This is a genomic window from Actinomadura formosensis NBRC 14204 (assembly GCF_001552155.1).
GTDB lineage: Bacteria > Actinomycetota > Actinomycetes > Streptosporangiales > Streptosporangiaceae > Spirillospora > Spirillospora formosensis.
This window is the reverse complement of the sequence record NZ_BCQQ01000076.1, coordinates 1-19495: the sequence shown is the minus strand read 5'-3', so window position 1 is coordinate 19495 and position 19495 is coordinate 1. Positions and strand designations below refer to the sequence as shown.

17 protein-coding genes and 1 pseudogene are annotated in these 19495 nt (G+C 71.8%); 5 read left to right on the top strand and 13 right to left on the bottom strand.

Annotated features, from left to right (window positions below; translation table 11 throughout):
• Nucleotides 1–176: 176 nt before the first annotated feature.
• Both AF1_RS20010 and AF1_RS20005 read right to left on the bottom strand, forming a co-directional pair.
• The gene (locus tag AF1_RS20010; protein WP_067801286.1) at nucleotides 177–1595 is read right to left on the bottom strand and encodes an RtcB family protein; all 1419 of its coding nucleotides are present in this window, start codon (nucleotides 1593–1595) and stop codon (nucleotides 177–179) included.
• Between the two features lie 64 nt (nucleotides 1596–1659).
• Complete coding sequence (locus AF1_RS20005) at nucleotides 1660–2034, bottom strand: CBS domain-containing protein (protein ID WP_067801326.1); 375 nt, start codon at nucleotides 2032–2034, stop codon at nucleotides 1660–1662.
• Nucleotides 2035–2702: 668 nt separating this feature from the next.
• Here AF1_RS20005 and fbp point away from each other — a divergent pair.
• Nucleotides 2703–3833: a fructose-1,6-bisphosphate aldolase/phosphatase gene (gene fbp, locus AF1_RS20000; RefSeq protein WP_067801283.1), complete on the top strand. Its 1131-nt coding sequence runs from the start codon at nucleotides 2703–2705 to the stop codon at nucleotides 3831–3833.
• Nucleotides 3834–3908: 75 nt separating this feature from the next.
• Here the strand turns inward: fbp and AF1_RS19995 are convergent, their stop codons facing one another.
• Nucleotides 3909–4130 (bottom strand): DUF1918 domain-containing protein, encoded by a 222-nt coding sequence (locus AF1_RS19995; RefSeq protein ID WP_067801280.1) that lies wholly within the window; start codon nucleotides 4128–4130, stop codon nucleotides 3909–3911.
• A 313-nt stretch (nucleotides 4131–4443) separates the two neighbouring features.
• On the opposite strand from AF1_RS19995, the gene AF1_RS19990 reads away from it, so the two are divergent.
• Nucleotides 4444–5379, top strand: coding sequence for a ribose-phosphate diphosphokinase (locus AF1_RS19990; protein WP_067801275.1), 936 nt, complete (start codon nucleotides 4444–4446; stop codon nucleotides 5377–5379).
• On the opposite strand, the gene AF1_RS19985 is transcribed toward AF1_RS19990, so the two are convergent.
• On the bottom strand, nucleotides 5289–7007 hold the full coding sequence (locus tag AF1_RS19985; protein WP_165488413.1) for a serine/threonine-protein kinase: 1719 nt from the start codon (nucleotides 7005–7007) through the stop codon (nucleotides 5289–5291). The two genes, AF1_RS19990 and AF1_RS19985, sit on opposite strands and share 91 nt — an antisense overlap.
• 339 nt (nucleotides 7008–7346) lie before the next feature.
• Here AF1_RS19985 and AF1_RS19980 point away from each other — a divergent pair, with 339 nt between their 5' ends.
• Nucleotides 7347–8087, top strand: coding sequence for a YwaF family protein (locus AF1_RS19980; protein WP_067801269.1), 741 nt, complete (start codon nucleotides 7347–7349; stop codon nucleotides 8085–8087).
• A gap of 29 nt (nucleotides 8088–8116) precedes the next feature.
• Here AF1_RS19980 and AF1_RS19975 read toward each other — a convergent pair whose 3' ends face one another.
• The gene (locus tag AF1_RS19975; protein ID WP_067801266.1) at nucleotides 8117–8842 is read right to left on the bottom strand and encodes a hypothetical protein; all 726 of its coding nucleotides are present in this window, start codon (nucleotides 8840–8842) and stop codon (nucleotides 8117–8119) included.
• 77 nt (nucleotides 8843–8919) lie between these two features.
• Entirely contained in the window at nucleotides 8920–9483 is a 564-nt protein-coding gene (locus tag AF1_RS19970) for a YciI family protein (RefSeq protein WP_242608910.1), read from the bottom strand.
• A gap of 318 nt (nucleotides 9484–9801) precedes the next feature.
• Here AF1_RS19970 and AF1_RS19965 point away from each other — a divergent pair, with 318 nt between their 5' ends.
• Entirely contained in the window at nucleotides 9802–11229 is a 1428-nt protein-coding gene (locus AF1_RS19965; RefSeq protein WP_084263142.1) for a nitroreductase/quinone reductase family protein, read from the top strand.
• Between the two features lie 12 nt (nucleotides 11230–11241).
• Here AF1_RS19965 and AF1_RS19960 read toward each other — a convergent pair whose 3' ends face one another.
• The 5 genes from AF1_RS19960 to AF1_RS19940 all read right to left on the bottom strand — a co-directional run bounded on the left by AF1_RS19960 (nucleotide 11242) and on the right by AF1_RS19940 (nucleotide 17111).
• Nucleotides 11242–11874, bottom strand: coding sequence for an O-methyltransferase (locus AF1_RS19960; protein ID WP_084263148.1), 633 nt, complete (start codon nucleotides 11872–11874; stop codon nucleotides 11242–11244).
• A gap of 104 nt (nucleotides 11875–11978) precedes the next feature.
• Nucleotides 11979–12683, bottom strand: a complete 705-nt coding sequence (locus tag AF1_RS19955) for a hypothetical protein (protein WP_067801255.1) — start codon at nucleotides 12681–12683, stop codon at nucleotides 11979–11981.
• 316 nt (nucleotides 12684–12999) lie between these two features.
• Nucleotides 13000–14406 carry an aminobutyraldehyde dehydrogenase gene (locus AF1_RS19950; RefSeq protein WP_067801253.1) on the bottom strand — a complete coding sequence of 469 codons (1407 nt, stop codon included), beginning with the start codon at nucleotides 14404–14406 and terminating at the stop codon, nucleotides 13000–13002.
• Between the two features lie 9 nt (nucleotides 14407–14415).
• A complete protein-coding gene (locus tag AF1_RS19945) occupies nucleotides 14416–15834 on the bottom strand; it encodes an NAD(P)/FAD-dependent oxidoreductase (RefSeq protein ID WP_067801250.1) in 1419 nt (472 codons plus the stop codon).
• Nucleotides 15831–17111, bottom strand: a complete 1281-nt coding sequence (locus tag AF1_RS19940; protein WP_067801246.1) for a glycosyltransferase — start codon at nucleotides 17109–17111, stop codon at nucleotides 15831–15833. The genes AF1_RS19945 and AF1_RS19940 overlap by 4 nt, the downstream gene beginning before the upstream one ends.
• A gap of 105 nt (nucleotides 17112–17216) precedes the next feature.
• On the opposite strand from AF1_RS19940, the gene AF1_RS19935 reads away from it, so the two are divergent.
• Entirely contained in the window at nucleotides 17217–17876 is a 660-nt protein-coding gene (locus AF1_RS19935) for a TetR/AcrR family transcriptional regulator (protein WP_067801243.1), read from the top strand.
• A gap of 74 nt (nucleotides 17877–17950) precedes the next feature.
• Here the strand turns inward: AF1_RS19935 and AF1_RS19930 are convergent, their stop codons facing one another.
• Nucleotides 17951–18883, bottom strand: coding sequence for an SIS domain-containing protein (locus AF1_RS19930; RefSeq protein ID WP_067801240.1), 933 nt, complete (start codon nucleotides 18881–18883; stop codon nucleotides 17951–17953).
• 20 nt (nucleotides 18884–18903) lie between these two features.
• Nucleotides 18904–19495, bottom strand: a pseudogene (locus tag AF1_RS35255) (hypothetical protein); the annotation flags it as partial.

Below are 19495 nucleotides of genomic sequence, written 5' to 3'. Positions count from 1 at the left end.
GTTCCTGAACCTGCGGCGCGTGCCCTTCCCGATGGTCTCGAGAATCGAGCCCCATGCCTGATGCCAGCCTCGGCCGCCCCGGCCCGTGAGACCAGCGGACGAACGGCACCGGAGGGTGGGACCTTCGGCCATGGGGCGGGCAGGTCCGCCGGGCGTCCCCCGGAACGCCGCGCCGGTCAGCCCTTGACGACGCCGAGGGGGACGAGGCGGGCGATCTTGCGGCACAGCCCGGCGCCTTCGGCGACTTCGGCGACGGCGTCGATGTCCTTGTAGGCCGTGGGGGCCTCTTCGGCGAGGCCGCGCCAGGACGCGCCCCGCACCGCGATGCCCGCGGCCTCCAGCCGGTCGCGCAGTTCCCGGCCGCGCACGGTGCGGGCCGCCTGGTGCCGGCTCTGGGGACGGCCCGCGCCGTGGCAGGTGGAGTCGAACGCCGGGTTGCCCGGGACGCCGGCGAGCACATAGGAGGCGGTGCCCATGGTGCCGGGGATGAACACCGGCTGGCCGGTCCCGGCGAGGTCCGGCGGCAGGTCCGGGTGGCCGGGCGGGAAGGCCCGGGTGGCGCCCTTGCGGTGCACGCACAACCGCCGTGGCGCGCCGCCCACCCGGTGGGTTTCGATCTTGGCGAGGTTGTGGGACACGTCGTACACCAGCTCCAGATCGGCCCCGTAGATCTCGGTGAAGGCGTGCCGGGTGGCCTGGCCGAGCAACTGCCGGTTGGCCCGCCCGTAGTTGGCCGCGGCCGCCATCGCGCCCAGGTACCGGCGGCCCTCCGGGGAATCGACGGGGGCACAGGCCAGCTGCGGGTCGGGTACGTCGATCCCGTAGCGGTCCATGGCGGCCTGCATGACGTGCACGTGGTCGGTGCAGATCTGGTGACCGAGCCCGCGCGAACCGCAGTGGATCATCACGCAGATCTGCCCGGCGCCGATCCCGAAGACCCCGGCCACGCCCTCGTCGTAGATCTGGTCGACCACCTGCACTTCCAGGAAGTGGTTGCCCGCCCCGAGGCTGCCCAGTTGCGCAAGCCCGCGCTGCTCGGCACGGGCGCTGACACCGGCCGCGTCGGCATCGGCCACCGCACCCCGATCCTCGCAGCGGTCCAGGTCACGGGCGGTGCCATGGCCGTGTTCGACCGCATACGCCGAGCCGCCGGCCAGGACCTGCTCAAGCTGCGGCCGGCCGGTCAGCGGCCAGACGGCGCCGCGCCGAAGGCCGCGGGGAATGGTGTGGCCGAGCCGGTCCATGAGCGTGCCCAGCCTTGGCGCGAGGGCGTCGCGATCCAGGTCGGCGGCCAGCAGGCGGACCCCGCAGGAGATGTCGAAACCCACCCCGCCGGGAGAGACGACCCCGCCGTCCGCGACATCGGTGGCCGCCACGCCGCCGATGGGGAACGCGTATCCCCAGTGGATGTCGGGCATAGCGTACGAGGCGGTGACGATGCCGGGCAGCGTCGCGACATTGGCCACCTGCGTCAGGGCCTCGTCGGTGGCGATGTCGGGCAGTAGCGCGCGGGAGGCGAACACCACGCCCGGTACCCGCATGGCCCCTTCCCGCTCGATCCGGAAGCGGTACGGGGTCTCTTCGACGATCTTCATGGCCGCCCCTGCATCGCCCGTCAGCGCCGGCGGGGACTTCTCGGCATCCGCGCCGGCCCGCCGCTTAGAGCGCCCATGTCTCCAGGGCGAGCAGATCGCGCATCGACACCATGCCGACCAGGCGTCCGTGGTCGGCCACCGGCAGGTGGCGGATGCCCTCCTCCAGCATCCGGCGGGCGACCTCGCGCGAGTCCTCGTCCAGCGCGGCGGTCTTGATCTGCGCCGAGGCGTACGCCGCCGCCTGCTGGGCGGCCGGTTCGGTCGCCGCGGCCAGCGCCCTGACCAGGTCGCGTTCGGTGATGATCCCGGTGACCCGCTCACCGTCGAGCACCGCGAGTGCGCCGACGTCCTGTTCCACCATCCGCCGCGCCACCTCGGCCAGCCGCTCGTCCGCCTGGCAGCCGAAGACCGTCGGCCGGTACACGTTGCTGATCAGCATGGTTCCCCCCGTTGGGTCGATCAGGTTCGGCCGGCCGAAGCCCGCCTCCACTCCGGGGACCAGCGGACCTCCAAGCCTTCGGCGAGGGCGAGGCCACGGAGCCGAACCTTCTCCACGGCCAGAATGTGTCCAGCCCTGCCGGGCGGAAACGCTGACACGTGGACCGGTGAGCGGGGAAGGTAAAAGAGGAGGAATATCTCACCCAGAATGTCGTTACCGACGATATTCCGGCAAGATCATCGGGGTCGCCGGACGGCGGTCTGCGGGGCGCCTCGGAACCTCGAATGAGCAGTGCCCCCCCGGGCGCGGGCGGCAGCGTGCTTGACTGAAAGCACAGGTCAGATAGGTTCGACTGGAGGTACTTCGTCCGGAATCTTCGCAGCACGCGCTCCGCTGACCGCTCTGCCGGGACGGCGTCCCGTCAAAAAGGCCGGTGTCCAGGTTCGTCTCGGCTTCCGGCCCGATGCGGCACCGGCCGAACCGGTAATCCGCAGGGGCAACATCAGTTGTTCGTGCAGTCCGGGGAACTCTGAACACCGGTCATTCAATACAACCAGGACAGCGCCGATTCTGTTCCGGCCGGGCCACCGGGCCGAAGCGGCCGCCGGGCGCCACCTCGCAGACAGCGCGGCGTGACCGCGAAGGTCGACACACGGGGGAGCAGCGACATGATCACGCTCAGCATCATCAAGGCCGACACCGGCGGGTTCGTCGGTCACACGGCGGTGCATCCGGACATGATCGCCGAGGCGCGGCACCGGGTGGAGCACATGGTCGACAGCGAACTGCTCATCGACGGGCACGTCGCCTCGTGCGGCGATGACATGTCCCTCATCATGACCCATCAGCACGGCCCGGACGCCCGGCTGATCCACTCCTTCGCCTGGGACACCTTCCAGGCCACCACCCACATCGCGCAACGGCTCGGCCTGTACGGCGCGGGCCAGGACCTGCTGTCGGACGCCTTCTCCGGCAACCTGCGCGGCATGGGCCCCGGCTACGCCGAACTGGAGTTCGAGGAGCGGCCGTCGGAGCCGGTGATCTGCTTCCTCGCCGACAAGACCGAGCCGGGAGCGTGGAACCTCCCGCTCTACAAGATGTTCGCCGACCCTTTCAACACCGCGGGCCTGGTCATCGACGCCAAGATGCACGCCGGTTTCGAGTTCGAGGTGTACGACCTGTTCGAGGAGAAGCGCATCTTCTTCGACTGCCCGGCCGACCTGTACGACCTGCTGATGTTCATCGGCGCGCCGGCCCGCTACGTGGTGCACGGAGTGCGGTCCAAGACCCTGGACCAGACGGCGGCCGCCACCAGCACCCAGCGGCTGTCGCTGATCGCCGGCAAGTACGTCGGCAAGGACGACCCCGTCATGATCGTGCGCTGCCAGTCCGGGCTGCCCGCCGTCGGCGAGGCGCTGGAGCCGTTCAGCTTCTCCTTCACCGTCGGCGGCGCCATGCGCGGCTCGCATCACGCCCCGCTCATGCCCGTTTCCGCGGAGGACTCGCACCCCGCCCGGTTCGACGGGCCGCCCCGGGTGGTCGCCCTCGGCTTCCAGGTTCACGAGGGCAGGCTCATCGGCCCCCGCGACCTGTTCGCCGACCCCTCCTTCGACGAGGCCCGCCGCCAGGCCAACCACGCGATGGACTACCTGCGCCGCCACGGCCCGTTCGAGCCGCACCGGCTGCCGCTGGAAGACCTGGAGTACACCACCATGCCGCAGCTCGCCGCCCGGCTCGCCGACCGCTGGTCGCCGATGACCACCGCGCTGGCCGAGCAGGAGGCGCCCATCACCCCCTGACCGGCCCTGCCGTCCGTCCTGCGCCCCGGCGAGGTGCGGAGACCGCCGGGGGGACGGCCGCCGGAATGCCGCCGCCTAATCCTTCGGTGTCTCCGGTGTCTCGGATGTCTCGGACGGGTGGTGCTCGACGGTGGCGTCGGAGGCGGGGAAGAACGTGCTCTCGTGCCCGTCGTCCCACCGGACGAGGTAGGGCGGTGCTCCCTCCCGGCCGTGCACCTCAAGGATCTCGGCTTTGCGGTTCGGCTCGCCCACGTGGTGTCCGTGGACCACCAGCCGGTCACCTACGCTCGCTTGCATGGCGTCCCCCCGATGTTCCGCTCTTCCTGACGTTCCGTTCTGAGTCCATCGTGGTGCGGGCGGCGGCCGGCAGCCAGGGCCGAAGGTCCATATCGGCGCAGGTCGGCGGAGGACCGGAGGCGGATCGGGCCCGGCGGCTGCGGCGCGGCGTGCCTGTCATCTCTGCCCGAGGCGGGGGAAGGACACCCCTTGGAGCGACCGGCGGTGGACCGTGGTGCGGGCGAGTGCACGGATGCGCCGGCCCGCCGATGATGCGGGCGGTCACGCCGGCATCCGACCGGCACCGGCTTTCCGGTGCGGACGAGGAGGGGCGATGTCCATCCGGATCGTGTCAGGGACGGCGCATCCGGCGCTGACCGACGCCGTCGCGGACGCGCTGGGCACCGAGCCGGTGACGAGCGAGGTGGTGCGTTTCCCCGACGGGGAGCTGCGGCCGGTCGTGGGCGGTGTGCAGGGCGGGGACGTGTACGTGCTCCAGCCCACGGGACCCGCCGTGAACGATCACCTGGTCGAGTTGCTTCTGCTGCTGGACGCGTGCCGCCGGGGCGGCGCGAGGACGCTCACCGCCGTCGTCCCGTACTTCGGATATGCCCGGCAGGACCGCCGCGGCCTGGCGGGGGAGGCGGTGGGCGCCAGGGTGGTGGCCGACGCCCTGGCCTCCGTCGGGGTGGACCGGCTGGTCGTGGTGGACCCGCACACCAGCGCGCTGGAGGCCATGTGCGCCATGCCGGTGGAGATGCTGACCGCGGTGCCCGTCCTGGCCGGTGTGCTCGCGCAGGAGACCCCCGACACGACCGTGGTGGTGGCGCCCGACCTCGGCGCGGTCAAGCTCGCCGAGCACTACGCCCGGCTGTTGCGGCGTCCGGTCGCCGTGGTGCGCAAGAGACGGGTGACCGGAGAGAGGGTTCATGCCGAGGAACTGGCCGGTGACGTCGCCGGCCGGCCCGTGGTCATCGTGGACGACATGATCAGCACCGGCGGGACGATCGAGGCGGCGGTGCGTGTCCTGCGCGCCGCCGGGGCCACCTCCGACATCACCGTGGCCGCCACCCACGGGCCGCTGGTGGCCGCCGCCCACGAGCGGCTCGACCGGCTCTCGCTGCGCCGGCTGCTGGTCACCGACACCCTCCCGGCGAGCCGGGAGCGGCCGCCGTGGCTTCAGGTGCGGTCCGTGGCCCCACTGCTCGCCGACGCCATCGGCCGCCTGCGCGACAACGAACCCCTGGACACCCTGATGATCCGCACCTGACCCCGGCCCCTGGACGCTCCGCCGGCCGCGGGCGGACGAGGACCGGTCAGGCGGCGCTGGACAGCCTGCCGGCGGCGGATCCGGCGATGCCGGTGGCGAGCCGGCAGCGCTGCGCCGCGTCCGCTCCTCCCTGGACGATGACCAGCAGCAACTCCGTCTTCCTGCCATGCGCGACGATGGACGACCTGGGCGGCACACGTGTCGGAGTCGTATTCCGGGTCGACGAATGCGTCGTGCCCGCCCAGCCTGATCGGACGGCCGTCCTGTGCATTCAGCGGATCGTCCTGATCGAAACGCACGATGAGGGTTTGGTGGCTGGTCGTACTGTCCCACCTGCATTCCCAGTTGCCGAATTCCGTCCTCGGATGCGTCGAGTCCACGCCGGGGAGGCGGGAGAGCGCCTTCGCGTCCAGGAGCGCGCACGCGTTCGCCCAGAACAGCGATTCACCCACCGGACGTGCCTTCCGCGGGGGAAGCTGCCCCTTTGAGAGCACCGTGGCCGCGCTTTTGACGGCGGTGTCGGCGATGGCGCACATGTTCACCGAGGCGTCACCGGAATCCGCGCTGATGTTCACGAGGTGCTTGTCGCGCAACAACAGCATCCAGGAGCACGCGTGCTCCTCCTGGAGTTCCCGCCAGCCCTGGATTCCGGCGAGGTTCTCGACCTTCCGGGGCAGTTCCATGGCCGGGTCCGGGTTGATGAGTTCCGCCTTGACGTCCACCTCGCCGCCACTGCGCGGATTCACGAGAACGTCACACCGATTGAAATTGCCGTAGGCGGTGTCTATCTCGGTGGTACCGAACCGGGCGAGCTGTGCGGTGTCGTGCAGGGCGCAGGGGTCGACCTTGTGCGGATCGCCCAAGGCCGAGGCGGGAGCCGCCGGCCGGGGTGTCGGGGACGGCGGGCCGACGACCACCCACGCCACGACGGCGATCACGGTGATCGCGCACACGACCGCGGCGGCGCGGAGCACGGCCCGCCGCCGGGGAGGTGACGGCTCGGGCCCGTCCGCGGGGGCGTCGATCACGAGGGCGTCGGCCGCGGCGAACAGTGTGGCTCCGAGCGAGAAGACGTCAGACGCCGGGGTGGGCTCCCGCCCCTTCGCGACTTCGGGCGAGATGTACGCGGGGGTCCCCGCGATCACCGCGCCGCTCTCGGAGACCGTCACATCCGCGTACATGGAGCGCGAAATCCCGAAATCGCCCAGCTTGGCCCGGCCGTCATCGGTCACGAACACATTGCCGGGCTTGATGTCCCCATGCACGATGCCCGCGGCATGCACCGCCTCCAGCGCATCGGCGATCTGGACGCCGAGCCGGGCCACCCGCTCAGCGGGCAGCGTCTCCTGATCGGCCAGGCTGCGCGATGGGACGTACTCCATCACCATCCACCATTCGCCGTTCTCCTGGACGACGTCGAACAGGGTGACGACATGGGGATGGTTCAATTTGGCCAGCAGCTCGGCCTCACGGCGCAGACCCCGGATGTGCTTTGCGCCGCGCGCCCCCTCGGCGGGCAGCGCGCGTTTGATCGCGACGTCCCGGCCCAGTAACTCGTCGTTCGCGAGCCACACCGTACCTCCACCGCCCGCGCCGACCTGTTCCAGCAGCCGGTAGCGGTCGGCCACCAATTGACCAGGCCGCATTCGCCCTCCGCCACACCCGGAGTACACCTGAATGATCACTGTGAGGGGCACCGCCCTACGGCACCGATCACCATTCTTCGGGGTATTCGCCGAACGGCGGCAGCCGATCGCCCGCCGACGGAAATGATCAATACCCCGAAAGGGGAACGCTCTTCGCATTACGGCGTTTTGTCATAATCTTCCGAAAACGGGCGGAAATCGAGGGTGCATTCGAATTTCCTGCTTCTGGGCCGGCCCTCGTGCTCGCGGGCTCTTCGTCCGCCACGGGGCGGGGGAGCGCGGTGGGCGGCCGACCGGGGACGGCCGGGTTAGCATCACCGGATGTCGCTGACCGTCGCCGGCGAGTTCGTCGCGTTCGGGCCGTCGCACTGGGCGGCGCTCGGGCTGTTCGCGATCGGGTGCGCCGGGCTGGTGCCGCTCGGCCGGGCGCAGCGGACGGGGACCGAGCCGGGCCACGGGTCCGGCGAGCAGGCGAGGGGCTTCGGCAAGGCGTACGCGCTGGCGATCGTGTACGTGATGATCGGCACGCAGGTTCACCCGCTGCTGCCCGGCCAGTGGAGCATCGGCGGGTCGCTGCCGCTGCAGTTGTGCGACGTGGCGTGGCCGGCCGCGGTCGGCGCGCTGTGGACGCTCGGCCGGCGCTGGTTCGCGCTGACGTACTACTGGGGACTCACACTGTCAGTGCAGGCCCTGCTCACACCGGCGCTGAACGGCGGGGACTATCCCGACATCGATTACCTTGGCTTCTTCGGGATGCATCTGATGATCGTGTGGGCCGCGGTGTACCTGACCTGGGGGCTCGGGATGCGGCCGGACTGGGGCGGCTACAGGTTCGCGGTCGCCGTCACCCTGGCGTGGGCCGTCGCCACGTTCGTTTTCAACGTCGCCGCCGGGACCAACTACGGGTATCTCAACCACAAGCCCGGCACCGCCTCGGTGCTGGATCTGCTGGGGCCCTGGCCGTGGTACGTGCCGGCCGAGGCCGCGCTCATCCTGCTCGGCTGGGCCCTGATCACCTGGCCCTGGACCCGCATGGAGCAGACCCGTCCCGCCGCGGGCTGAGGCCGGTGCCTCGCACCGCGGAACGCGGGCTACCCGGACCGCAGTTCGCGGACGCGGGCGCCGAAGACGCGCCAGCGGCGTTCATTGTCGTGGACGAGCATGGCCGACTCCGTCATCAGGTCCGCCGCCCGGTCGAGCAGTTCGGACGCGGAGTAGAGGTAGCCGGGGGCCAGCCGCCCGCCGCCCAGGTCGGCGCGGAGCGCCGCGGGCGAGAAGTCGACGCGGGCCAGTACCTCAAGGGCGCGTCTCAGCAGCCGCGCGACCAAGGTTTGCAGGCCCGCCGACTGCCAGTCGTTGGCGATGATGCGGTGCCGCTCACCGAGCAGGTCGGCCAGCGCCGGGTGGACGGCGAGCTGCCCGGCGATCTCCCATGCCTGTTCCATCGCGTGCGCCAGCCAGGTGCCGCCCCGCTCGTAGTCGTCGGCGACCTGCCCGACGTCCCGCTTCAGCCGCAGCAGTTCGGCGGGTTCGCCCTCGCCCTCCATGAACAGGATTCCCGACTCCGCGACGAGCCCCGGGGCGTTCAGATCCTCCGCGCCGGCGAACGGAACCGTCCCGGAGCGTCCGCCCGCATCGACCGTGCTCCACCGGTCGGCCAGCGACTTCAGCGCCCGGGACCGGGCCTGGAGCTCGGCCGCCTGCCTCAGCGGCGCCTGGGAGTAGTACTTCTCATGCTCGTGATGGAACCGCGCGAGGTTGGCGATCACCTCCAGCAGCGGCTCGGGAGGAGTGCCCCCCGGCTCGTCCTCGGCCACACGGGCAGCCTTCCCCCGATCACCCGCCCGCAACATCGCCGGCACGTCCTGAACCGGACGGGTGACGGGGAGGGCCGTTACCGCCGTCCGCCGAACTCCCACGCGTGGACCTCGATATCGGCGTACCGCTTCGGGTCCAGGACGGCGCGTGCCGTGTCCGGGTCCGGCGCCCGGAGCAGCGCCGCCGTGCCCAGCCATGCGGTGCCGTCGTCGGACAGCAGCGGCCCGTAGGCGATCAGCTCGTCCCGGCCGGGCGGCACGTCGAGGTCGGCGGCCTGGCCCGAGCCGAGGCCGAGCACCAGGTACCGGTCGCCATCGGTCCGGCCACCGGGGAAGTCCCACATCGTGCGCCCCAGCATGTTGCGCCACCGGCGCAGCAGCACGTCCCGGTACACGCCGGCCTGGTAGCCGGGCTCGTCGAAGGCGAACGCGCGGGCGGCCGCCGGGTCCGGCAGGTCGACGATGTGCACGCTGCCGGTGGGGGTGTCGCCGGCGGCGAAGGTGGGGCCGCGGGCGATCAGCTCCGCCGCGTACCGGTCCATGTAGGACCAGTGCTCTTCCAGCAGCTCGTCGCGCAGTGCCATCGAGCCGGGCCGATCGCGGTGGTAGCAGAAGAATTCCATGGCCACAGTCTTCACCATCGTGCGAGCCCTTCCGCGGTCCCGGTCTCCCGGGAGCCGGGAGACCTTCCAGCCCGCCTGCGGCCGATCCTTGCGTGGACGCAGTTTTCGGCACGCGCGTCATCGCAGGTGACATGGCATATCTTCGGCCAATCCCGGCGTTGTCCGATGATGAAATATCCGTCACCGAAAGGGAACATCAACACAAAAGGTGAACCAGCCGATCATCTTTCCGGCCGGAAGGGGTATGAAGTGTCCTGCCGTTACCGATAACGGCATGCCGGCAGCACCGTGAAACATCGTCTTCACGAGTACGTCGATCCAGACCGGGCGGGTTCCATGAGACTTCGCGAACGGGTGGCGAACCCGGTCGTCGGCGCGCTTCTGCGGTCCCGCGCCCATCGGCTGCTGAGCGGCTCCGGCGCCCTCATCACGGTCACGGGACGCCGTACCGGCCGGCCCTACACGCTCCCGGTGGTCTACGCGCGCCGGGACGGCGGCGTCTACGTGCTCGTCCGCCGCTCCGGCCGCAAGACCTGGTGGCGCAACCTGCGCCGTCCCGCCGCCGTCCGGCTGCTGATCGCCGGAAGGGAGCAGGAGATGGTGGGCGAGGCACTGGCCTGCCGCGTGGACGCCGGCGAGGGGGCGCGGGGCCACCGGCGTCGCTTCCCCCGGAACCGGCTTTCCGGCGGCGATGCCGTGCTCGTCCGGCTGCGCGCCCGTCCGGTCGCGGCCGGGGACGGGCCGGCGGGGCGGACGCGGCGGATCGTCGTCGCGCGGTACGGAGGCCCCGAGGCCATGCGCCTGGTCGAGGAGCCGCTGCCGATGCCCTGCTCGGGCGAGGTCCGGGTGAAACGCGTCGCGGCCGGGGTGAGCTTCGCCGACGTCCTCATCCGCGAGGGCGGCTACCCGGGTGGTCCGCGCCCGCCGCTCACACCGGGATACGACCTCCTCGGAACGGTCGACGCGGTCGGTGAGGGCGTCACCGGCCTGTCCGCCGGGCAGCGCGTCGCGGCCCTGACCGTCTTCGGGGCCTACGCCGATCATGTCTGCGTTCCGGCGCCTCACCTGGTGCCCGTTCCCGCGGACCTGGACCCGGCCGAGGCCGTCGCCCTCGTCCTCAACTACGTCACCGCCCACCAGATGCTCCACCGCGTCGCGAAGGCACGGGAGGGCGAGCGGGTGCTGGTGCACGGTGCCGCGGGCGGGGTGGGCACCGCCGCGCTGGAACTGGGGCGCCTGGCCGGCCTGCACATGTACGGGACGGCCGGCGGCGCCTCCACCGAGATCGTGTCAGAGCTCGGGGCCCACGCGATCGACTACACCAGGGAGGATTTCGCGCAACGGGTGCGTCAACTGGCCCCCCGGGGAATCGACGTCGTCCTGGACGGTATCGGAGGCCGGACCTCGCGCCGCTCGTACCGGCTGCTGCGTCCCGGCGGCAGGCTGGTGATGTTCGGCCACTACGCGTCCCTGCGGCACGGACGGCGCGATCTCGTCCGGGCCCTGGAGTTCTACGCGGCCGGAGCACTGGTGTTCGCCCGGGCCGCGTTGCCGGGAGCCCCCACCGCGACGATCTACCAGGTGGCCGAATGGCGTGACCGGCGGCCCGACTGGTACCGGGCGGATCTCACGGCCCTGTTCGATCTGCTGGCCGGCGGACGGCTCTCACCGGTCATCGCGGAACGCGCCCCCCTGGAGGACGCCCCCAGGCTGCACGAGCAACTCGGCCGCGGCCAGGTCGTCGGCAAACAGATCCTGTGCTGATGCGACCCCGCATCAGGCGGGCCCCGGGGGAGCGGGGAGGCGGGCGGGCGGGAGGCGGCGGGCCATGGTCAGGCCGTCGGCGATCGGCAGCATCACCATCTGGACCCGGTCGTCCCGGCGGGCGTGCTCGTTGAAGGCGTGGACGGCCGCGGCCTTCTCGCCGGGCTCGTCCTCGATCACCTGGCCGCTGAAGAGGGTGTTGTCGACCAGCAGCAGCCCGCCGGGCCGCAGCCGCGGCACCAGCTCCTCCCAGTAGCCGATGTAACCGGGCTTGTCGGCGTCGATGAAGGCGAGGTCCAGGTGCGGTTCCGGGGGCAGGGCGCGCAGGGTCTCCAGCGCGGGGCCCAGCCGGAGGCGGATCCGGTCGGCGATGCCCGCCCGGGTCCAGAACTCGCGGGCCAGCGCCGTCCACTCGGCGGAGACGTCGCATGTGGTGATCGATCCGCCGGCCGGGAGCCCGCGCGCCAGGCACAGCGCCGAGTAGCCGGTGAACGTGCCGACCTCGACGATGTCGCGGGCCCCCAGGAGCCGGACGAGGAAGGTCAGCAGGGCGCCCTCCTCCGGGGCGACCACCATGTGCGCCTGGTCGGGGACGAGCGCGCACGTGCGATCGATCAGCTCCTCCAGGAGGGGATCGGGCGTCATCCTGCCCTGCGTGAGGAGATAGGAATGCAGGTCCGGGGTGAGAGCCAGGTTCCTGAGGTCGAGGGGTTCGCTCCGGCGCACGGTGTCTCCCGGGGGATGTTCGGTCAGGACGGGTGCGGGTCTCGTACGGCGCGCCGCCAGGCGGTGTAGGCGTGGCCGACGGTCTCGGCGTCCACCGCGATGCCGCTGATGAAGGAGGTCAGGTCACCGGCGCAGTGCAGCTCGAACCGGCGCCGGCCTGAGGGGTTCGCGGGCGATCGGACGAAGTACATGACGGTGGTTCCCCGGGGGCCGCCCTCGCGGGGGTTGTACCCGCCGCCCTCCCAGTGCAGTCCCCCCTCGCGCCGCCAGGCGGCGACCAGCCTGGCCAGCAGCGGCGGGTCGGGGTGGGCCACGGTGAACGCGGTGTGGTCTTCGAAGCCGTGGGCGATTTCCGACCTCTCGATGCGGTCGTCCAGCTCCGGACAGGTGCGGGGGAACAGGAACACCTCGACCGCGGGGTGCCGTTGCCCGCTCGGCAGTTCCAGTTGGAGGCGCGTGATGTGGATGTCGCAGTCCTCCGGTCCGAGCCCGTACCGCTCGATCAGCCGGCGGCGGACCACCGTGCTCGGCACCGGCGGCGTCGGCGCCAGCCCCCGTCGTTCCAGATACTCCAGCCCGGCCGTGAGCGACCGGGGTAAGAGCAGCACCGCGCAGTGGTCGAACACGCAGTGGTCCTCGGTCAGCCGGGCGGCCGCACCGCCCGGCCGGACGGGACCCACGAGTTCCGCGACGGGCGTGATCGACGCCTGCCGAGCATGACGGATCACCCGGCCCAAACGACGCAGGTCGGTTTCGTGAAAGGCGTCACCTGCGAGTGCGTCTCCCCCGGGCATCGGTCACTCACGTGCGCCATCAGAAGGGCGGGCGGTGAACATCGCTACTTCCTGCTCGGTGTCGAGGGCCATCGTGTGATGCTCCGCATTCGCTGAGTAGTTTTCTGATGATCAAGTTCGTCCAAATGTACAGACTCGAAATATGGCCGGGAAGTAAGTTTTTAGTTCGGCTTCTTCGGGAGTCGCATCGGCTTTGCCGGAGTAATGTCCAAAGCCCTGGTTCATGGATTTCGTGCCGGCGGCGGGGACGTCAGGCCGGGCGGAAGGCGTCGCGGGACTCGGGAGCGGCGTGTTTGAGCATGATGTGCCGGGTGACCGAGTACTCGGCGACCGACTCCTGGCTCATGTCCTTGCCGAAGCCGCTGCCCTTGACGCCGCCGTGCGGGGCCTCGGAGGCGATCGGCAGGTGGTCGTTGATCCAGGTGACGCCGGCGTCGAGACGGTGGGCGACGCGCAGGGCGCGGGAGACGTCGGCGGTCCATACCGAGGAGGCCAGACCGTAGGGGGTGCCGTTGGCCAGGCGGACGGCCTCGTCTTCGTGGTCGAAGGGCAGGACGACGAGGACCGGGCCGAAGACCTCGCCCTGGACGATCTCGCTGTCCTGGGCGGCGCCGACGAGAAGGGTCGGCGCGTAGTAGTAGCCGGGGCCGTCGAGCGGGGCGCCGCCGCACAGGGCCCGCGCGCCCGCGGCGACCGCACGCCGGACGAAGCCGTCCACCCGGTCGCGGTGCGCGGCGGAGATCAGCGGGCCGATGTCGGTGCCGTCGGCCCAGGGGTCGCCCGGACGCACCGAGGAGACCGCCGTCCGCAGGGCGTCCACGACGGCGTCGAACGACTCGCGGGCGGCGTAGACGCGGGTGGCGGCGGTGCAGTCCTGGCCGGTGTTGTAGGTGGTGCCCATCGCCAGGCCCGCGGCCATCTGCTCCAGATCGGCGTCGGGGAAGACCAGCGCGGGCGCCTTGCCGCCGAGCTCCAGGTGGACCCGCTTGACGCCCTCGACCGCACCGCGCATGACGGCCTTCCCGGTGGCGGTCGAGCCGGTGACGCTCACCATGTCCACGCCGGGGTCGGTGACCAGGGCCTCCCCGACCCCCGCGTCGCCGAGGACGACCTGGACCAGACCGTGCGGCGCGCCCGCCTCGACGATCAGCTCGGCCAGGCGGAGCGTCGCCCGCGGGGTGTTCGGAGCGGGCTTGATGATCACCGCGTTGCCCGCCGCGACCGCGGGACCCACCTTCCACACGGCCATGACCAGCGGGAAGTTCCAGGGGGCGATCGAGGCGACCACGCCGACCGGGCGGCGCACCAGCATCGAGGTGTAGCCCGCGCTGAACAGGCCCGCGCCGGTGCCGTCCAGGGACCGGGCGGCGCCCGCGAAGAACCGCAGATTGTCGGCGGCGAAGGGCAGCTCGCCGTCCCGGAACACCGGTGCCGGCTTGCCGGTCTCCTCGACCTCCAGCCGGGTCAGCTCGGCGGAGTTCGCCTCGACCAGGTCGGCCAGGCGCAGCAGCACCCGCGCGCGCTCGCCGGGTGTCACGTCCTTCCAGATCTCCTGGGCGCTCCTGGCGGCGGCGACGATCGCCGGCAGCTCACCGGCCGGCGTGTCCGCGAGCTCGGCGAGGGCCCGGCCGGTGGCGGGATTGATCAACGTGCGCAATGTGCGTCCTCAGGAGTTGAAACCGATGCCGAAACGGTCGAGCAGGCGTAGCCAGGGACCCCGGCGCCCCTCGCGTGCGTCGGCGCGTACCAGGGCCCGGCGCGTCACCTCGACGACGGGCCACCGCAGCGGCTCGGGCGGGAACGGCAGCGGGGGCCGGCGCACCATCCGCAGTTCGGTGCGTTCGGTGCGCCGCCGGGCCAGCAGGTCCAGCGCGACCTGTGCGCCGAACCGGGACGCCGCGACGCCGAGCCCGGTGTACCCGACCGCGTACCCGACCCGCCCGCCGAGCGCCGTCCCGAACGTGGCGGTGAACCGGCTGGTCGAATCGATGGCGCCACCCCACCTGTGGCTGAAGGCGACCGGCCGGAGCTGCGGGAACGTCTCCCGGAAGTGCCGCGCCAGCAGATCGTGCGACGACGCCCGCTGCGCGAGGTGCTCCCCGACCCCGCCGCCCCGGTGGTAGATCGCGTCGTACCCGCCGAACAGGATCCGGTCGTCGGCCGTGAGCCGGTAGTAGTGGAACTGGTTGCCCGCGTCGGTGACCCCCTGCCGTTGCGTCCACCCGATCGATGCGAGCTGAGCGGCTGTGAGCGGTTCGGTCACCAGTACGTAGTCCCAGACGGGCAGCACGAGATGCCGCAGCCGCCTCAACGGCGCCGGATAGGCGTTCGTGGCCACCAGGGCCTGTCCCGCCAGGACGGTACCCGCCGCCGTCCCGCCGGGACCGGCGATGGTGTCGACGGCGACTCCGCTCCGATGGCGGGTGAAGCCGGTGACCACGGTGTGTTCGTGGATGCGGACGCCGAGGCGGGCCGCGATCTCGGTGAGGCCGAAGACGAGCTTGCCGGGGTCGACGAGGCCGCCGGTGTTGCGGACGCGCAGGCCGCCCAGATAGGTGGGGGAGCGGACGTCGGCCCGCATCTCCTCGGCGTCCAGCCAGGCGGCGTCGTCGCCGTAGTCCAGGTGGAGCCGCTGCAGGGCGCGCAGTTCGGCGACCTGGTGCGGGGCGACGGCGACCGTCGTCTTGCCGGTGAGACGCAGGCCGGCGTCGATGCCGTGCCGGTCGAGGGTGGCGGCCAGGTCGCGGAGGTTCTCGCGGCCGAGCCTGACCAGTGCGGGCATCTCGGAGGGCCAGCGGGAGACGCCGTGGGCCATGCCGTGGGTGAGGGAGTCGGAGACGAAGCCGCCGTTGCGGCCGCTGCCGCCGAAGCCGATCGTCGCGGCCTCCAGGAGCAGCACATCGGCGCCGGGGTTCTCCTCCTTGGCGAGGATCGCGGCCCACAGGCCGGTGTAACCGCCGCCGACGATGACGAGATCGGCGCCGGTGGCGCCGGCGAGCGGCGGGAAGGGGCCGGGACGCCCTGGCCGGTCGGTCCAGAAGACCGCCGGCCGGGCGCCCCCGGCGGCACCGGGAACGAAGCTCACGCGCGGGCCGCGCGTTCGATCAGGTCGGCGGCGAGGGTGACACCGTCGCGGGCGCGGATCTCGGCCCCGGTCTTGCCGAGCCGCTCGCGGAGCGCGGTGTCGCCGAGCAGCCCGTCGATCGCCCCGGTGAGCTGCTCGGCGGAGAAGCGGTAGGTGTCGAGCCGGACGCCGAGGCCCAGTTCGTCGACGCGCTGGGCGTTGTCGTACTGGTCCCAGAACAGCGGCAGCAGGACCATCGGCTTGCCGAAGTGCAGACTCTCGGTGGTGGTGTTGTTGCCGCCGTGCGTGATCACCAGGTCGACCAGCGGGATCACCTGCGTCTGCGGGACGAACTCCGCGCCCCACATGTTGCCGGGCAGGTCGATCTCCTCGTGCAGCGGGCCCTTGGAGACGATGTAGCGGTGCGGGGTCGCGCCGAGCACGGAGATCACCCGCCGCATCAGTTCGATGTCGGCCGAGCCGAGCGAGCCGAGCGAGAAGTAGATCAGCGCGCCCTCGCCGGTACGGAGCTCGCCGGGCAGTTCGAACGAGTCGTCGGTGGCGCGCACCGAGGAGTCGAGGCGGTGCCAGGCCGCTCCGAGTTCGCGCGGATAGTCGGCGGCCTCGGGGTAGACGTAGAGGTTGAGGTCGCCTTCGTGGATGAACTCCAGTTCGGGAAGCGGCCGTGCGCCCTGGGCGACGCACCAGGCGGAGAACTCCTCCCAGAGCGCCCGGTGGGTGCGGTCGTACTCGGCGGCGAAGTCCCGCCAGCGCGACCGGTCGTCGATCGGGTAGCCGGAGAAGGGCGGCGGGACCTCGGGAGACTTCACCTCCAGCGGGTTGCAGGAGACGATCCGGACGAACGGCACGCCCGCCGTGGTGAGGGCGGGGAAGCACACCACGTTGTCCTCGACGATCACGTCCGGCCGCACCCGCCCGATGATCTCTTTGAGCCGGGGCTCGCAGTACTTCGCGCCGGAGATGAGCTCTTCCCAGACGGGCTTGATCCAGGTGTCCAGCTGCTCGAAGGTGGGTTTGCGGAACTCCGGCGCGGTGTCGCGGATGAAGTCCTTCCAGAACTGGCCCGCGTCCTGCTCGGCGGCGTCCTCGGCCGGAGGGGTGAGGTCGACCAGGTCCTCTTCGAAGCCCAGCGGCGCGAGCTTGCCCTTCCACGACGCCTCGGCGGCGAAGACGACACGGTGCCCGCGCCTGCGCAGGACGTCGCCGATGCCCACGCAGTTGTTGGTCGGCCCGTAGGCGCTCTCCGGCATGAACAGGACCGTCAGCTCATCGGCCATGGTGGCTCCCGGTGTCGCCCCAAGAGGGGAGGCTCTTTTGAAGAAGGATTCAAATAGTATCGAGGGCGCCACGTCAACACCTGGGAGAACCGAGAATGGGGAGCCATGGCCACGCGTAAGAGGAAGACCGAGCGGCGCCAGGACCTCATCGAGGCCGCGCGAAGGGCGATCGTGCAGTACGGCACCGACGCGGTCCACCTCAACCAGGTGGCCGAGGCGGCGGGGCTGACCTCGGGTGCGGTCCTGTACCACTACCCCGACCTCAACGACCTGCTGCTCGAGGCGCACCACGCGGGCATGGAGCGCTTCTACGACCTGCGGATGAAGAAGATCGCCTCGATCGCCGACCCGGCGGAGAAGCTGGTCGTCACCATCCGCTCCGGCCTGCCGTCGAGCCCGGACGACGACGACGTCCGGCTGCTGTGCGAACTCGGCGGCTCGGCGGGACGCAACCGCGTCTACGCCACCTTGCTGACCACGCTCTACGACCGCCAGGTGACGATGTACCAGATGATCCTGGAGACCGGCCGGGCCCAGGGCGCGTTCACCCTGTCGGGAGACTCGCAGACGATCGCCCGCAACCTCGTGGCCTTGGAGGACGCCTACGGCTACCGGATCGTGGCCAGGCATCCGCTGATCGGGCCGGACGAGGCGGCGGAGCTGATCCTGGACTACGCCCGGCAGGCCACCGGGCACCCGCTGCGTCCCGCGCCCGAGCCGGCGCGCAAGCCCAGGGCCGCCGGCACCACCCCGAAAGCCCGGTGATCCGAGCGCCGCGTTCCATGGCCGCCCGCCCGCCCCGCCGCCCGGCAAGGATTTGAACGGGACTTCAAACAGGGCTACCGCCACCAGGCGGCGGCGACCAGTTCGGCGACCAGTGTCTCGGCCAGGAGGGCCACGTCGGCCTCGCCGTCGTGCCGGTAGCGCACGGCGGCGCGGGCGCCGCCGACCGGCGCGCCGACGGTGACGACGGTCGAACCGCGCCGCTTGATCCAGTCCATGGCCTGGGCGTCGTAGCGCGAGCCGGGGAACAGCAGGGCCCGGTAGTCGCGGGTCTTGGTCAGGTAGACGTCGACATGGGACCAGTCGCCGGTCTCGCAGGCGTCGGCGGGCCGCCGCGGCCCCTCCCGCAGCATCAGGGCCGACTGTTCCGCGGACGAGATCCGTTCGTACGGTGCGATCGTGTAGACGCCGTCGGGCCCGTCCAGCAGGGGGAGCACGTCGTCGAGCCATCGGCGCTCCAGCAGGTCGGCGCTGGCCTCGGCGGCCTTGAGCAGCAGGCCGGGCAGATCGAGGGCCGCCCCGGTCAGCCGCCGCTCCAGGGCGAGCAGCAGCCCCAGGGTGTGCTGGAACGACCGGCAGGCCACCCCGCCCTTCTCCTCGCCCGCGAGCATCGGCACGACCAGGGACGCGCCCTCGGTCACGGGCGAGTCCGCGACGTTGGTGAGCGCCACGTGCCCGCCGCCGCGGACGGCCAGCGCGTCCAGCACCTCCCGGCTGGCCCCGGACGCCGAGATCGCGACGGTGAGGGTGCCGGGCGGTTCGGGGACGGGGAGGGCCGAGGCGTAGTCGGCCACCGCGTCGATCCCGGCGCGGCGCAGGCGGTGGGCCGCGACCGTGGCGGCGTAGCGGGAGCTGCCCATGCCCAGGAAGGCCACCCGCCGGACGTCCCCGAGGGAGGCGAACGGGTCGCCCCCGCGCAGGGCGTCGGCGAGTGCGGCCAGGGCCGCGGGCTTGGCTTCGAGGTCGGCGCGGAACAGGTCCGGGTGCATCGGTGGTCTCCAGTGTGGCGTCAGTGGTCGTACCAGGAGCGCAGCACGCCCAGCGGGGCGTAGCGCCAACGGGGGAGGAACCGGGCGGCGTAGATCAGTTCCCGGCACTCCTGCTCGATCGAGAACGCCCTGACCAGGCGCTCGTCGAAGAACTCGGGGGCGCCGTAGGCCGCGAGGAAATCCGCCCGCGCCGCCGCGACCCAGCCCGTGGCGTCGTGCCCGCGGCGTTCGCGGGCCACCTGGCCGACATGCTCCAGGCTGGTCAGCAGCTGCGCGACGTCCCGGGCCGCGGGCAGCAGGTCGGCGGCGGGCCGCCCGCCGCCGGAGCCGGCGAGCACCGGGTTGCCGTCGAAGTCGATCACCGCGTGGCCCCCGCGCCACCGGAGGATCTGGCCGGCGTGCAGGTCGCCGTGGATGCGCATGAGCGGAGTGCGCAGCGGGTCGGGCGGGTCGAGCAGGTCCGCGCGCAGCCGGTGCGCCCGGGAGCGCAGCCATGGATCGCCGGTGCGCGCCAGGGCCTCGTCCAGGGCGGCGAGCGCGTCCGGCAGCCGGACCAGTTCGCCTTCGACCACCGGGGCGGGGTGGGCGGGGGTGGCGGTGGCCAGGGCCCTG

Coding starts and splice junctions, on each gene's coding strand:
- AF1_RS19965 (WP_084263142.1), top strand. CDS start 9,802: ATGAGACTTCGCGAACGGGTGGCGAACCCGGTCGTCGGCGCGCTTCTG.
- fbp (WP_067801283.1), top strand. CDS start 2,703: ATGATCACGCTCAGCATCATCAAGGCCGACACCGGCGGGTTCGTCGGT.
- AF1_RS19980 (WP_067801269.1), top strand. CDS start 7,347: ATGTCGCTGACCGTCGCCGGCGAGTTCGTCGCGTTCGGGCCGTCGCAC.
- AF1_RS19935 (WP_067801243.1), top strand. CDS start 17,217: ATGGCCACGCGTAAGAGGAAGACCGAGCGGCGCCAGGACCTCATCGAG.
- AF1_RS19990 (WP_067801275.1), top strand. CDS start 4,444: ATGTCCATCCGGATCGTGTCAGGGACGGCGCATCCGGCGCTGACCGAC.
- AF1_RS20005 (WP_067801326.1), bottom strand. CDS start 2,034: ATGCTGATCAGCAACGTGTACCGGCCGACGGTCTTCGGCTGCCAGGCG.
- AF1_RS19995 (WP_067801280.1), bottom strand. CDS start 4,130: ATGCAAGCGAGCGTAGGTGACCGGCTGGTGGTCCACGGACACCACGTG.
- AF1_RS19930 (WP_067801240.1), bottom strand. CDS start 18,883: ATGCACCCGGACCTGTTCCGCGCCGACCTCGAAGCCAAGCCCGCGGCC.
- AF1_RS19970 (WP_242608910.1), bottom strand. CDS start 9,483: ATGGTGAAGACTGTGGCCATGGAATTCTTCTGCTACCACCGCGATCGG.
- AF1_RS19940 (WP_067801246.1), bottom strand. CDS start 17,111: ATGGCCGATGAGCTGACGGTCCTGTTCATGCCGGAGAGCGCCTACGGG.
- AF1_RS20010 (WP_067801286.1), bottom strand. CDS start 1,595: ATGAAGATCGTCGAAGAGACCCCGTACCGCTTCCGGATCGAGCGGGAA.
- AF1_RS19960 (WP_084263148.1), bottom strand. CDS start 11,874: ATGACGCCCGATCCCCTCCTGGAGGAGCTGATCGATCGCACGTGCGCG.